Raw genomic sequence first — 12,706 nt, forward strand, 5'->3', positions numbered from 1 at the left:
CGCCCGCTGCTGGTTCGTCGACCCGCACCGCCACACTCTCCCCGGTGCGCCCAACCGAGGCCACTGGTAGCTCGCCCTCACGCCTGGGGCCGCGCCTTCGGCCTTCGGCGATGGGCCCGGAAAACTTCGACTCCTACCTGCCGTCGATAGCGTCGAAGAGGCGTCGGCGCATCATCTCGAACTCCCCTGACATGTCCTGGGCCATCCGATCGAGTTCGTCGGCGGCGCGGGCGGCATCGGCCGCAGCGGATGGAGTGCCGGCAGGGTCACCAACATCGACGGCTCTGGCAAGCTCCTGTCCCACCTGCACACCCAGATCCTCGTGCGCGCGGCGCAGCGCCTCCAGGATCGATGCGCTCAGCGCCGCAGGAGGCTGCCGCATCGCCTCGGCGTCGATGGTGAGTTCGCTGGGTATGCCGTCACCGTCGATGGCGACCCGCACCAGCCCGTCCTCCGACCGCCCATGGCCGCTGACCCGGTCCAGCGCGGCCAGCACCGGATCGGCGACGGGGTCCCGCTCCGGCTCGCCGCTCATTACCATGGGTCCACCTCTCGACCACCCAGCGATGCCTCACCATACCGTCGATGCCAGTTCGATCGGAGGCCGCGAATGGATGTATCGCCCGAGGCGCGATCGACGATCCGAACCCGTCCTGCCGGTAGCGCATCCCGCTCGGCGCTCGGCCGCGGTATGGAATTCGCGGGCGCCGCGCTGCTGGCCGCCTCGACCGTCGTGGCGATCGTCGCCGTCGTGCTGCTCGGCATCCGGTGGGCATCCGGGGACGATCTGCTTCTCGCCACCGGTCTGTTCCTCTGGGCCGGCCGAGGGCTCTGTGTCGCCGCGCCGCTGATGTTCGTCGGCAGGTACGTCCGTCGCCAGGCAGCGCTGCTCAGGGACTTCACGTTGGTGCTCGACGACACCGGGGCGCACTGGTCCGGCGCCGTCGCCGGATCTGTCGCCTGGACGGAGCTGGACCACGTCGTCGTCACGGCCCGACCGCGCCGGTCGCGTCGGCTGATCTTCGCGAGGCAGGTACCCGGACAGGCCGGCCCGACCGACGCGACCGTCCGGGCCTCCCCCGTGACACATCTCGTCCAACGCCTGGTCAACCCGTCCCGCTGGGTCCTCGACGTACCCCTCGACCGCTTCGAGCAGCCACCGGAGGCGCTTGTCCGGGTCATCCGCTCGGCATCCGGCGGCCGATTTCCCGATCTCTACCCGACCGAGCAGTTTCCCCAGATCGAGGAGACCTCATGAGCGGCATATCGGCCGACCCGGATCACCTGCGCAGCGTCGCAGCCAGGCTGGCGGAGCTGGCAGGCCGGGTTGACGCCCTGTCCCGCGGCCTCAGCGACGGCGGCGCGGTACCGGACCGGAGCCAGTTCCCGGAACTCCCCGTCGGACAGCGGGCCGCCACGGTCTGGAGCGACGGAAACTCGGCCTTCGTCGACGGTCTCTCGCTGGTCGGACAAAGCCTCTCCCGGTTCACTGACAGCATCCTGGCGGCAGCGGCCGGATACGAACAGGCAGATCTGCGCGGTGCTGACCGGATGCTACGCAACCTGCACGGAGAGACGCATGGCTAGCGTGGCCGAGAAGTACGGCATCGACATGTCGGACGTCCGGCGAATAGAAGGCTTGTACGGTCAGAGGCTGCCGGACATCCTCGAACCCCTGCGTCAGGCCGACGCCGATTTCGAGGCGCTGCGATCCGCCGCCGAGCAGCATCGCTCGGTTGCCGAGGAGGCCCTCCGGGTACACGGCGACCTGACGCAGCTCCGCAGCGACATGTCATGGGGCGGGCAGGCCGGCAGTGCCGCCGCGAACGCCCTCGACGTGGTGCTGACGGTACTCAAGTGGATTGCCGCGATCATCCTCTTCGTGGTCGGGGCGCTGCTCGCGCTCATCGCGATGCTCCTCTACGCAATCGCCGCGATCCTCCGCTGGATCGGAAAGGCCCTCGCGGCCTGCGCCGCCGTCGTCGCGGTCGTCGTGACGATCGTGGTGATCATCCGATCAGGCGGACGGGGACAGTCGGGACGTTTCAACATGATCTGGGCGGCGCTTCGGGCCGTCTTCAACACGACGTACCTCGCCACGCTGGGCATCACCGGCGCGCTCGGCGACGGGTTCGGCTGGGTGTTCGAGCAGGCTGCCAAGGGCGTCATGTGGCTGGCGCTCTACCTGATCGAGGTCGGCGGCAACCTGACGGGGACCCCGGACGAGGAGATGGGTCCGCTACGCAAGGAGCGCAACAAGCTCTTCGACTGATCCCGTCCCACCCCGCTGTGACAGCAAGCGTCAGTTGGCAGCCCGGCCTTCTGAACGGCAGCAGCTACGGGCCGCGGCGGAGTGCGCTGCGGCTGGAGCGGCCACTATCCGAAAGCCAAGATCGGGTGCACTTACTTCGGCTACTTGTTTCATTGGCCTGCGACCGTGGCCGGGCCAGGCTTCGGTCGAGGCGCCCGGGCTGTCGCTCTCATTTCGGCTGCCCACGCTGTCGTGTGGCTCTCATCTGGCCTGCGCGGCCCGGGCGTCGCCCCAGGGCGGGGAGAGGCTCAAGGGGCGGGGAGAGGCTCAAGAGCGCCTCTGTGTGTCAACCCGTACCGGTGGCGAGTTTGAGTTGATCTTTGATGAGGTGTCGGTAGAGGACGTTGGCGAGGCGTCGTTTGAGTGCGCGGCGGGCTTCGGCGGGTGTTTTCCCTTGGCTGAGTTTGCGCTGGTAGTAGACGCGGCCGGGGCCTTCGTCGCGGGCTTGGACGAGCGCGATGGTGTGCAGGGCGGTGTTGAGTTGCCGGTTGCCGGTGGGGTTGAGCCGGTGGCGGCGCCGTTCGCCGCTGGATGCCTCGAGTGGCGAGGTGCCGGCGTAGCTGGCGAAGTTATCGGCGCTCGGGAATCGGCTGATGTCGCCGACGTGGCCAAGGATCTTCGCGGCGATGATGTGCCCGACACCGCGGATCTCGGTGATGGTGGATTGCGTCTCGTTCAGGACCTGCCGGATCTGGGCCTGGTTGGCGTGCAGGCGCCGGTCCAGGTGGCGTAGGTCCGTGATCATTTCCCGTGCCAGGTCGCGGCGGCAGCTGTCGGTGGCGGTGAGAGGCCGGATGTTGCGCAGCAGCGCGGTGGCCTTATCCGCGGTGAGGTCCAGCGCCGCGCCGCCGGGGAGCAAATCACGCAGCAGCACGTGAAGCCGGTTGAGTAGTCGGACGCGTTCGCGAGCCAGGTCGTCGCGGCGTTCGGAGAGCAACCGCAGCCGGGTGTGATGGTCCTCGGCGACGACCTGACGCAACCGCTGGTGCCGCATTGCGGCGTGAGCGACGCTGGCGGCGTCCGCGGCGTCGGTCTTGCGGGTGCCGCCCGTGTCCAGCAGCCGCGCTCGAGCGGCCAGGGTGGCTGGGACGTCGACGACGTGTTCGCCGGCGGCGGCCAGCAGTTGCGCGATACCCCGCCCCAGCCCAGCGGCGCCTTCGACAGCAAAACGGCGCTGCGGCCAGCGGGCGACCCAGTCGGTCAGCGTCTTGTATGCGGCGGCGTTGACGGTGATCCGCCTGGTCGCCAGCAGGTGACCGGTCTCGTCGAGGGCGACAGCGGTCAAGGAGGACTTGTGTGGGTCGATGCCGATCGTGATCACGGGAAGCTGGGTTCCTTCCGCCAAAGCGAACGAGGATCACCGTGGCGGGCAGCCTGACTTGCGGAAATTCGGTGAGCACGCCTCTGTTGAGCCACGCCACGGCCGGGCGCCGGCCAGCGGCGGCACGCTCTTGAAGAGCCAACCCGAGGGCGGCAAGGGGTTTGCGAGCCAGTGCCGACCGACGCCCTGACGCTACGGGCTGCAGACCCCAGCGCCTGACTCCAGTAGACAAGTCAGGGGTTTGCTCGGCTCGAAGTAGCGTTGCCCTCCCGGCTCGACAACCCAGGTGGATCGAGCATCGGAGGACGCGGTGAGTGGCACGTCAGATCGTGTGGTCATCGGGATGGACCCGCACAAGCGCTCGGCAACGATCGAGGTCATGGCCGGCGACGAGACCATCGTCGGCGGCGGCCGGTTCGACACCGACCGCGACGGCTACACGGCGATGAGAAAGTACGCCAACCAATGGCCGAACCGGGTCTGGGCGATCGAGGGCTGTCAGGGCATCGGCCGGCACATCGCCAACCGGCTACTCGCCGACGGCGAGGAGGTCGTCGACGTTCCGCCGAAGCTGTCGGCCAGGGCGCGGGTGTTCGCCACCGGTCAGGGCCGCAAGACCGACGCCACCGACGCCCACTCCATCGCCCTGGTCGGCACCCGCATGGCCGGGCTCCGCCCGGTCGTCAACGACGAACAGCTCGCCCTGCTGCGGATCCTGGTCGACCGGCGCCGCTCCTTGGGCGAGGACCACACCCGGATGGTGTCCCAGCTGCACCAACTGCTCCTCGAACTCATCCCGGGTGGGGCGAAGAAGAGCCTGTCCGCCGCCCAAGCCAAAGCGTTGCTGGCCACGGTCCGGCCCCGAGACACGGTCGGCAAGGCCCGACGGCGGGTCGCCGCGGAGCTGATCGGCGACCTCGAACGGATCTACCGACGCACGAAGGACGCCGACAAGGAACCGAAGGAGCTTGTCGCTTCTACTGGAACCACGTTGATGGACCTGCATGGCATCGGACCGTCCGGCGCTGCCCGGCTGCTGGTCGAGGTCGGCGGCATCACCCGGTTCCCGAACCGGGCCCACTTCGCCTCCTGGAACGGCACCGCCCCCATCGACGCGTCTTCCGGCGAGCAGGTACACCACCGGCTCTCCCGCGCCGGGAACCGGCAGATCAACCGGGTACTGCACATCATGGCCACCGTCCAGCTGCGTAACCCGACCGAGGGTCGCGCCTACTTCGACCGGAAGAAAGTCGCCGGCAAGACGTCGATGGAAGCGATGCGAGCGCTGAAACGACGCCTGTCCGACATCGTCTACCGACGCATGATCGACGACGCCACGACCACGGTGACGGGCCCGGGAGGACAACGGGGAACGACTACTGACTCCAGCGTGACCAGCTCACATCCCCAGGCCGGCTCTTCGGAGAAGTCACTTCCCGGACCCGCCACCAGTCAGCCTAGAACACCGCCCCCGACCAGCGCTTGACAGAGAGGGGTGCCAGATCCGGAAGCGATCGGCTCGCGGCACTCGGGAACACTCGTGTTACGGACGGTTATCCTCGGCGACCCTCGCCAGATCCGAAGTTCGGGAAGGTGTCCGATCACTGGGGACGGGCTGACCCGGTGCAGGGTCTGCACTTCGAGCCGTACTTGGCCTTGTCCTTCTGCCGGTACCCCGACAACGACCCTCGCCCGGCGAGAGCACCAGGCGCAGCGACCGGTTCGCTGGCCAAGGTAAGCAGCATCCGGTCGTTGCGATCCTCGCCGGGCACGGGCAGATACCGGCGCGCCGAGCGACTCAGCCGTGCCGTTACCGGAAAGCCGTCCGGGTCCCGCGCTGAACGTGCTGCGTCAGGCGGCCGAGGGTGCCGCCTACCTCGGCCTGCTCGTCGGCGCGGGGCTGCTGATTTCCTGTTCGTCCTGCTGTGCGTCGACGCACCGGTCCTGCGGCGCCGACTGCTGCGGGTTCGCCGCCTGGCAGGACGGCCGGCACCTGACCGGCCTGGCAGACGCCTCCCTGTGGGCGGCCGGCCTCACCTCGACGGAGGGACTGAGTTGCCTGCTCGCCCTGGTTACCTCGGCCGCGGTCGGTGCCGCGCTGCTGGCCTGCGCGGATCTGGCCGCCCGCCGGGTTCTCGCCCCGACCGAACTGCCAGTCGGGGTGCTCACCACGGTCCTCGGCGCCCCTCTGCTCGTCTGCCTGCTCGCCAGAGCTAACTGCATCGGGAGGACGAACTACGCGCCACCCGGCTCGGCCTCGGCTACCACTGCCGCACCGTGATCACCGGCCTCGACCTGCGAATCTCGCCCGGCCGGATCACCGCCGTCGTCGGCCCAACGGCTGCGGCAAGTCGCCACTGCTGCGAGGTCTGGCCCGACTGCTCCGCCCGAACACCGGGACGATCCTGCGCGACGGCCGCGACATCCACCGCCTGCCGACCCGCGAGGTCGCCGCCCGCATCGGCGTACTGCCGCAGCAGCCCGTCACCCCGGACGGCATCACCGCCGGTGACCTGGTCGCCTGGGGACGACATCCGCACCAGACGTGGCTGCGACAGTGGTCAGCCGCCGACGAGCCGTCGGCCACCACCGCCCTGGCCGCCACCGGCGTCACCGAACTGACCGTCCGACCCGTCGACGAACTCTCCGGCGGCCAGCAGCAACGCGTCTGGATCGCCCTGGCCCTCGCCCAGGACGACCTGCTGCTGCTCGACGAGCCGACCACCTTCCTCGACCTCGCCCACCAGCTCAAGGTCCTCGACCTGCTCACCGATCTCAACACCGCCGGCCGCACGGTCGTCGCCGTGCCGCACGACCTCAACATGGCTCCCGCTACGCCCACGAGATCGTCGCGATGCGCGACACGCCGTGCTCGCCCAGGGTCCGCCCGCCGAGGTCGTCGACGCGCGACTGTTCGAGACGATGTTCGGCGTACGGCCCCGCGTCATTACCGATCCGACGACCGGAACACCACTCGTTGCTGCCGGAGCCGCGAACCACCCGGACCCATGACGGCTCCCGGCAGGTCGTCCTGCCGCAATCTCCTCCTCGGGAACCGGCGTCGAGCGGGTACTTCAGCGACCGATCCGTACGTAGCGACACGGGCCGGCACCGCCGTACTACACGATTCTGCGCCCCACATTTCGGCCCCGGTATCCCGGACAGCCCGAGAGGCAGTAATAATCCCTGGTCAGCGGCGATTTCTTCGGGCGTTCCAACACTGGTCGCCGAGGCGTAGTGTGGTGCGCCGGGTGATCAAAACTGTGATCACAAGATCACAAATAATCGGCACCAGTCGATGACTAATGCCGATTCACCCGCACAAACACAAGGTGGAGCCGAGGGGACTCGAACCCCTGACCCCCACACTGCCAGTGTGGTGCGCTACCAGCTGCGCCACGGCCCCTTGCTTCACTGCCTGCCCGGTCTCCCGGGCACCCGCGCAATAGTACACACCTTCGCGGCCACGGTCATCCGAGGGGGCAGCGCGCCGTCCCGGCTCAGTTGAGCAGTACGTCCGGTGGGAAGTGCGCGACCGCCGCCATGATCCCGCCCTGCCGGCGGAGCACCATCGGCCACAGGTCGTCGGGGCGCTCCATGAACGCGTCGCCGGGCAGCGCGTCCAGCACGAACCACGACCCCCGGGCCACCTCCTCCTCCACCTGCCCCGGGGACCAGCCCGAGTAGCCGGCGAAGACGCGTATTCCGGTGACGGCGTCCCGGAGCCGGTCCGGGTCGACCGAGAGATCGACCGTGCCGACCGATCCGGTCACCTGGTGGATGCCCTTCACCCGCTGGGTCGGGGTACGCATCCGGGCCAGGCAGATCGCCGACTCCGGCTGCACCGGACCGCCCTCGAAGAGCACCGCCGGGTCCCGGGCCAGTCCGCCCCAGGCGCCGAGCACCTCGGAGACGGGCACCTCGGTGGCGCGGTTGAGCACCACCCCGAGCGCACCGCCCGCCTCGTGGGCGACCAACAGCACCACGGTCCGGTCGAAGTTCGGGTCTTTCAGCGCAGGGGTCGCGACCAGCAACTGCCCGGTCATCGACTCCATCGACCGCCCCCCGATCGCCTGCCCCTCGCCGAACACGCCAGCCATCCCGCTACTCGGCCGGCCCGAGGACCAGGAACCACTCCCCGGGCCGCCGCCGCGTCTCGTCGTCGGTCACCCCGACCCGGCCCTTCACCGGCCTTGCCGGATCCGCAGGATCGATGGTGATCCTGCGCGCAGGAAACGCCATGCCACGCACCATAGCTTGCGTCACTGGCGCTGGTTAAGGTCTGTAGGGCTAGTCCACAGAGCGCTTTGACGACAATTGGCAGTCTGGAAGAGAGCTGAGCAGGAGAGGGTGGGGCATGGGTCCGCAGGCGGAAGTCGCGGTGATCGGCGGATCCGGGCTCTACGCCCTGCTGAAGGACGCCACCGAGCACCGGGTCGAGACGCCGTACGGGCCGCCGTCCGACCCGATCACGGTGGCGCAGGTGGCGGGTCGCGCGGTCGCCTTCCTGCCCCGGCACGGGCGTGACCACCGGTTTCCACCGCACCGGATTCCGTACCGGGCGAACCTGTGGGCGTTGCGGTCGCTCGGCGTACGCCAGATTCTCGCTCCCTGCGCGGTCGGCGGGCTGCGGCCGGAACTCGGTCCGGGCACGTTCGTGATTCCCGACCAGCTCGTGGACCGGACCAGTGGCCGGGCGCAGACCTACTACGACCAGGGTGCGGTGCACGTCTCGTTCGCCGACCCGTACTGCCCGCGTGGCCGGAGCACGGTGCTGACCGCCACGGCCGCGCACGGGATCGGGGCGCACGACGGCGGCACGATGGTGGTGGTGGAGGGACCGAGGTTCTCCACCCGGGCCGAGTCCCGCTGGTACTCCGCGATCGGTGGCGCGATCATCAACATGACCGGGCACCCGGAGGCGGTACTCGCCCGGGAGCTGGCGCTCTGCTACACCGCCGTGGCGCTGGTCACCGACCTCGACGCCGGAGTGGAGGGTGGGCACGCGGTGACCCAGGAGGAGGTGTTCCGGGTCTTCGGCGAGAACACGACGCGACTGCGCAACGTTCTGCTCGACGCGGTCGGCCGGCTCTCCGCCGAGCGCGACTGCCCGTGCCCGCACAGCCTCGACGGCATCAAGCTGCCAATCGACCTGCCCTGAGCGTCCCGCCGATCTGCGCCGAGGACCCGAAGCACCGGGCAGCGCCCCACGCATCGGCACCCGCCCGCGCCGACGTGTCGTCAGGTCTCTCCGCCGATGTCCGTCTGGTACGCCTCGTAGACCAGGTCCGCGCCGCGCTGGCGGTGCCGGGAGAGTTCCCGGAGCAGATCGGTGGCCCGGCTCCGGAGTTCGGTCACGCTGATCTCCGGCAGGTCGACCCGACGTTGCAGGGCGGCCATCGCGGCGACCACCGCCGCGTGTTCCCGGATCAGCACGTGTACGCCCCGAGCCAGTCGGGGCGCATGGTCCAGCAATTCGGCGTAGAGCCCGTCCGGTCCCTCGGTGCTGCGCATGTGCTCGGCGAAGGCGCCCCGCAGTCCACCCAGACTGGATCGGACCCGGGGCCGCCACTCGGGATCCCGGATCGGCGCGACGATCGCCCGCTCCAGGATGTGGGTCTCACCCAGCAGTACGGCCCGGCGGCATCGGACCATCCGTAGCGTGGCCGACTCGGTCACCGCTGCCGGCGACGGCCTGGAGAAGGGCACCGGAATCGACAGCTGGTGCTGGTTCGGGTCGGTCGGCATGACCACCTCCCGCAGAGCGACAGCTACCGGTGGTAATCACGATGGTGCGGCCCACCACCTGCCGCTGTCGACCCTTGCGGTCCGGCTCATCTGTCCCGTACGTCTCACCGAGCACAGCGGGGCCCACCAGTCACTTCAGCACCGGGTGAGGTTGTCGCAGGAGGGTCGCGCAGGGTGGTGCCGGCGCCCCGGGGAGGCCTCGGGTCGGCCCGGCGGGCGGCGCGGAGGCGAGGCGGAAACGAGACGACTGCGCCCCGGTCCTGCCGAACCGGGGCGCAGTCGTTGTCGTGGAGGTGCCGGGAATCGAACCCGGGTCCTTCGTCGCCTTGCCAGGGCTTCTCCGAGCGCAGCTCGCTGTGCCTCTACTCGGCCCCTCCGATCACGCGAGCGAGTCGGTGTGACGGGCCCAGTCGCTGATTAATCTCGCCGCACGGACCCCGCGACCGGGTCCGGTTGGCCAGCCTCCTAGCTGATGCCGGCTAACTGGGTCGAAGGCACTCCCAGGCCGACAGACTTGCTACCCGCCTCAGGCGGCGAGAGCGAAGTCAGCGCGATTCTGCTTGGCGCTTATTGGTTTCCGACGAACGATTCTCGAGACGACGTCGGCTTCCTCGGCTCGCTTCCCCTGCCGCAACGTACGAAGTCGAAACCAGTCACCCCCTGTGTCCTACCGACCCGACTGTCCCGCGGACCGACGTGGGCCGGTGGAGTTTCCGCACCGCCTGTCGGCGGCCACTCCAAGCCTAACGCCTCGCCCCGCCAACTTCATTCCGGATACCGCCCGGCACACCGCCGGAACCGGACGACTCGGCAGTAACGTGCGTCACAGCGGCCCCAGACACGGGGCGTCCTGACCACCACCGGCCAGCCGAGGACAGACCGTCACCCCATACCCTTGCCACGCCGGCCAGCGACTCGGGAGATCTCCCGTTCGGCGTCCCGCTTGGCCAGGTCCTGCCGTTTGTCGTACGCCTTCTTACCCTTGGCCAGGCCGATCTCGACCTTGGCCCAGCCATCCGAGAAGTAGACCGAGAGTGGCACCAGAGTCAGGCCGCTCTCCTTCAACTTGCCGATCAGCCGGCTGATCTCCTGCCGGTTGAGCAGCAGCTTTCGGGTACGCCGGGGTTCGTGGTTGGTCCACGTCCCCTGGGCGTACTCCGGGATGTGCATGCCGTGCAGGTAGATCTCGCCGTCCCGCTCCTGCGCGAAGGCGTCGACCAGGGACGCCCGGCCGGCGCGCAGCGACTTGACCTCGGTACCGGTCAGCGCCATGCCCGCCTCGTACGTGTCGAGGATGGCGTAGTCGTGCCGCGCCTTGCGGTTGGAGGCGACGACCTTCCGCCCCTTCTCCCGTGGCATCGGCGCCACATCCCTTCCTCGTCGTACCCCTTGCTCGTCGTACCCGTGGAACAACCGCGCAATGCTACCTCGCGGCGCAGGGCCCCCGGCTCGCGCTTTTCACGCGTGCCGGAGGCCCTGCGGTCGATCGACGGCCGATGCGGGCCGCGAAGAGCGGGACCGAGCTAGACCCTCAGGTAGAACCTGAGCGTCACCCAGGCGGTCATCGCGCTGACCAGACCACCGACCCCGGCCATGAACGGGAACATCAGCAGCACCGTGCTCCACTCGATCGGCGTGAGCAGATCGGTGAGGTCCCGCAGCGAGCCGTCGAGCAGGAAGATCTTGCCCAGCACGAGCGCGCCGAACCCGATGATCGCGCCGAGCAGCCCGGCCACCACGGCCTCCAGCACGAACGGTGCCTGGATGAACCAGTTGGAGGCACCGACCAGCTTCATCACCGCGACCTCACGGCGCTTGCTGTACGCGGCCACCTGGATCGTGTTCGCCACCAGCAGCAGGGCGGCGATCGCCATCACCGAGGCCGAGACCAGCGCCATGTTCTGGATCGCGCCGAGGATGTTGAAGATCTGTTCGAGCAGCCGGCGCTGGTCGATGATGTCGTCGATCCCCTCGCGGCCCTTGTAGGTGTCGAAGATCTGCTGGTACTGCTCCGGATCGACGAGGTTCACCCGGAACGACTCGGGGAGCTTGTCCGCCTGCACCGCCTTGACCAGGTCGGGCGAGTCCGCGAACAGCCGCTGGAAGCGCTCGTACGCCTCTTCCTTGGACTCGTACTTGACCTCCCGGACGAGCGGGTCGGCCTCCAGGTCGGTCTGCAACTGGGTGCGCTGTTCCTCGGTCACACCGGAGACGAGGAAGATCGACACCTCGATGTCCTTGTAGTACGCGTCTTTCATCGCGTCTACCTGGAGGTACATCAGGCCGCTCGCGCCGAGCATGGTGAGTGAGACCGCCATCGTAATGATCATTGCGATGGTCATGGTCACGTTGCGCCACAGCCCGACCAATACCTCGGACAGGACGTATTTCAAGCGCATCGGGGGTTCCTTCCGGATCTCCGCAGGAGTCGTTCGTCGTCGAGTCAGCGGCCGCTGCCGGGCCGAACCGGGGGCTGTTCGGCGCGGGCGCGGTGGGGCAGGTCAGCCGTAGACGCCCCGAGCCTGGTCCCGCACGATGCGACCACTCTCGATCTCGATGACGCGACGGCGCATCTGGTTGACGATGTTGGAGTCGTGGGTGACCATCACGACCGTGGTACCGGTGCGGTTGATCCGGTCCAGCAGGCGCATGATCTCGATCGAGGTGTCCGGGTCGAGGTTTCCGGTGGGCTCGTCGGCCAGCAGGATCAGCGGCCGGTTGACGAAGGCCCGCGCCACCGCGACGCGCTGCTGCTCACCGCCGGAGAGTTCGTGCGGGTAGCGGTGCTCCTTGCCACCGAGCCCGACCAGTTCCAGCACCTCGGGCACCACCCGGCGGGCTACCGCCTTGGTCTTGCCGATGACCTCCAGTGCGAACGCGACGTTCTCGTACGCAGTGCGGTTGGGCAGCAACCGGAAGTCCTGGAAGACACAGCCGATCGAGCGCCGGAAGTTCGGGATCTTCCAAGAACGCATCGAGGTGACGTCCTTGTTGTTGACCATCACCCGACCCTTGTTCGGGGTCACCTCGTGCAGCAGCAGCTTGATGATTGTCGACTTGCCGGAACCGGAGGGACCGATGAAGAAGACGAACTCACCCTTCTCGATCGAGACCGACACGCTGTCGAGCGACGGCCGGGACGCCTTCGGGTACGTCTTCGTCACTTGCTCAAGCTGAATCACGGGTGGTGAGTCTACGCGTCGTAACGAAAAGGCCAAGTCCGGAACCCGGCCTGTCCGGGCGACATTTATCGGGAAACTGCTCTGCGTCCGGTACCCCTCACGCCCCGCACATGGAAACGATCACCGATGTCGACACACCGCAGC

14 protein-coding genes, 1 tRNA gene, 1 other RNA gene and 1 pseudogene are annotated in these 12,706 nt (G+C 68.5%); 7 read left to right on the forward strand and 10 right to left on the reverse strand.

Going from position 1 to position 12,706, the window contains the following annotated elements:
- Nucleotides 1-133 precede the first annotated feature (133 nt).
- Entirely contained in the window at nt 134-535 is a 402-nt protein-coding gene (locus EV371_RS28135; protein WP_165436857.1) for a YbaB/EbfC family nucleoid-associated protein, read from the reverse strand.
- Between the two features lie 156 nt (nt 536-691).
- Here EV371_RS28135 and EV371_RS28140 point away from each other — a divergent pair, with 156 nt between their 5' ends.
- The 3 genes from EV371_RS28140 to EV371_RS28150 are packed head-to-tail and all read left to right on the forward strand — an operon-like array spanning nt 692 to nt 2,272.
- Nucleotides 692-1,258 (forward strand): hypothetical protein, encoded by a 567-nt coding sequence (locus tag EV371_RS28140; protein WP_130464712.1) that lies wholly within the window; start codon nt 692-694, stop codon nt 1,256-1,258.
- The gene (locus EV371_RS28145; RefSeq protein ID WP_130464713.1) at nt 1,255-1,587 is read left to right on the forward strand and encodes a hypothetical protein; all 333 of its coding nucleotides are present in this window, start codon (nt 1,255-1,257) and stop codon (nt 1,585-1,587) included. Before EV371_RS28140 ends, EV371_RS28145 begins: the two co-directional genes overlap by 4 nt.
- 1 nt (nt 1,588) lies before the next feature.
- Entirely contained in the window at nt 1,589-2,272 is a 684-nt protein-coding gene (locus EV371_RS28150; RefSeq protein WP_130464714.1) for a hypothetical protein, read from the forward strand.
- A gap of 325 nt (nt 2,273-2,597) precedes the next feature.
- Here the strand turns inward: EV371_RS28150 and EV371_RS28155 are convergent, their stop codons facing one another.
- Nucleotides 2,598-3,632: an IS110 family RNA-guided transposase gene (locus EV371_RS28155; RefSeq protein WP_130464715.1), complete on the reverse strand. Its 1,035-nt coding sequence runs from the start codon at nt 3,630-3,632 to the stop codon at nt 2,598-2,600.
- Nucleotides 3,633-3,942: 310 nt separating this feature from the next.
- Here EV371_RS28155 and EV371_RS28160 point away from each other — a divergent pair, with 310 nt between their 5' ends.
- From EV371_RS28160 to EV371_RS28170, 3 genes and pseudogenes are all read left to right on the forward strand, one after another.
- The gene (locus EV371_RS28160) at nt 3,943-5,118 is read left to right on the forward strand and encodes an IS110 family RNA-guided transposase (protein WP_486484818.1); all 1,176 of its coding nucleotides are present in this window, start codon (nt 3,943-3,945) and stop codon (nt 5,116-5,118) included.
- 318 nt (nt 5,119-5,436) lie between these two features.
- Nucleotides 5,437-5,913, forward strand: a complete 477-nt coding sequence (locus tag EV371_RS34725) for an iron chelate uptake ABC transporter family permease subunit (RefSeq protein ID WP_486484819.1) — start codon at nt 5,437-5,439, stop codon at nt 5,911-5,913.
- A pseudogene (locus EV371_RS28170) lies at nt 5,850-6,644 on the forward strand (ABC transporter ATP-binding protein). The gene EV371_RS34725 and the pseudogene EV371_RS28170 overlap by 64 nt, the downstream one beginning before the upstream one ends.
- A 321-nt stretch (nt 6,645-6,965) precedes the next feature.
- Here EV371_RS28170 and EV371_RS28175 read toward each other — a convergent pair.
- From EV371_RS28175 to EV371_RS33580, 3 genes are all read right to left on the reverse strand, one after another.
- Nucleotides 6,966-7,038: transfer RNA gene (locus EV371_RS28175), tRNA-Ala, on the reverse strand.
- A 94-nt stretch (nt 7,039-7,132) separates the two neighbouring features.
- Complete coding sequence (locus EV371_RS28180) at nt 7,133-7,732, reverse strand: YqgE/AlgH family protein (RefSeq protein WP_207230627.1); 600 nt, start codon at nt 7,730-7,732, stop codon at nt 7,133-7,135.
- 4 nt (nt 7,733-7,736) lie between these two features.
- Nucleotides 7,737-7,874 (reverse strand): hypothetical protein, encoded by a 138-nt coding sequence (locus tag EV371_RS33580; protein ID WP_165436858.1) that lies wholly within the window; start codon nt 7,872-7,874, stop codon nt 7,737-7,739.
- Nucleotides 7,875-7,989: 115 nt separating this feature from the next.
- Here EV371_RS33580 and EV371_RS28185 point away from each other — a divergent pair, with 115 nt between their 5' ends.
- Nucleotides 7,990-8,793: an S-methyl-5'-thioadenosine phosphorylase gene (locus EV371_RS28185; RefSeq protein ID WP_130464716.1), complete on the forward strand. Its 804-nt coding sequence runs from the start codon at nt 7,990-7,992 to the stop codon at nt 8,791-8,793.
- An 80-nt stretch (nt 8,794-8,873) separates the two neighbouring features.
- Here the strand turns inward: EV371_RS28185 and EV371_RS28190 are convergent, their stop codons facing one another.
- From EV371_RS28190 to ftsE, 5 genes are all read right to left on the reverse strand, one after another.
- Nucleotides 8,874-9,380 (reverse strand): hypothetical protein, encoded by a 507-nt coding sequence (locus EV371_RS28190; protein WP_130464717.1) that lies wholly within the window; start codon nt 9,378-9,380, stop codon nt 8,874-8,876.
- A gap of 285 nt (nt 9,381-9,665) precedes the next feature.
- Nucleotides 9,666-10,041, reverse strand: a transfer-messenger RNA (tmRNA) gene (gene ssrA, locus EV371_RS28195).
- 221 nt (nt 10,042-10,262) lie between these two features.
- Entirely contained in the window at nt 10,263-10,739 is a 477-nt protein-coding gene (gene smpB / locus EV371_RS28200) for an SsrA-binding protein SmpB (protein WP_130466271.1), read from the reverse strand.
- Between the two features lie 164 nt (nt 10,740-10,903).
- On the reverse strand, nt 10,904-11,779 hold the full coding sequence (gene ftsX, locus EV371_RS28205; RefSeq protein WP_130464718.1) for a permease-like cell division protein FtsX: 876 nt from the start codon (nt 11,777-11,779) through the stop codon (nt 10,904-10,906).
- Between the two features lie 102 nt (nt 11,780-11,881).
- Nucleotides 11,882-12,562 (reverse strand): cell division ATP-binding protein FtsE, encoded by a 681-nt coding sequence (ftsE, locus tag EV371_RS28210; RefSeq protein WP_101369892.1) that lies wholly within the window; start codon nt 12,560-12,562, stop codon nt 11,882-11,884.
- Nucleotides 12,563-12,706: the final 144 nt, after the last annotated feature.

The sequence above is a fragment of the Plantactinospora sp. CNZ321 genome, assembly GCF_004217235.1.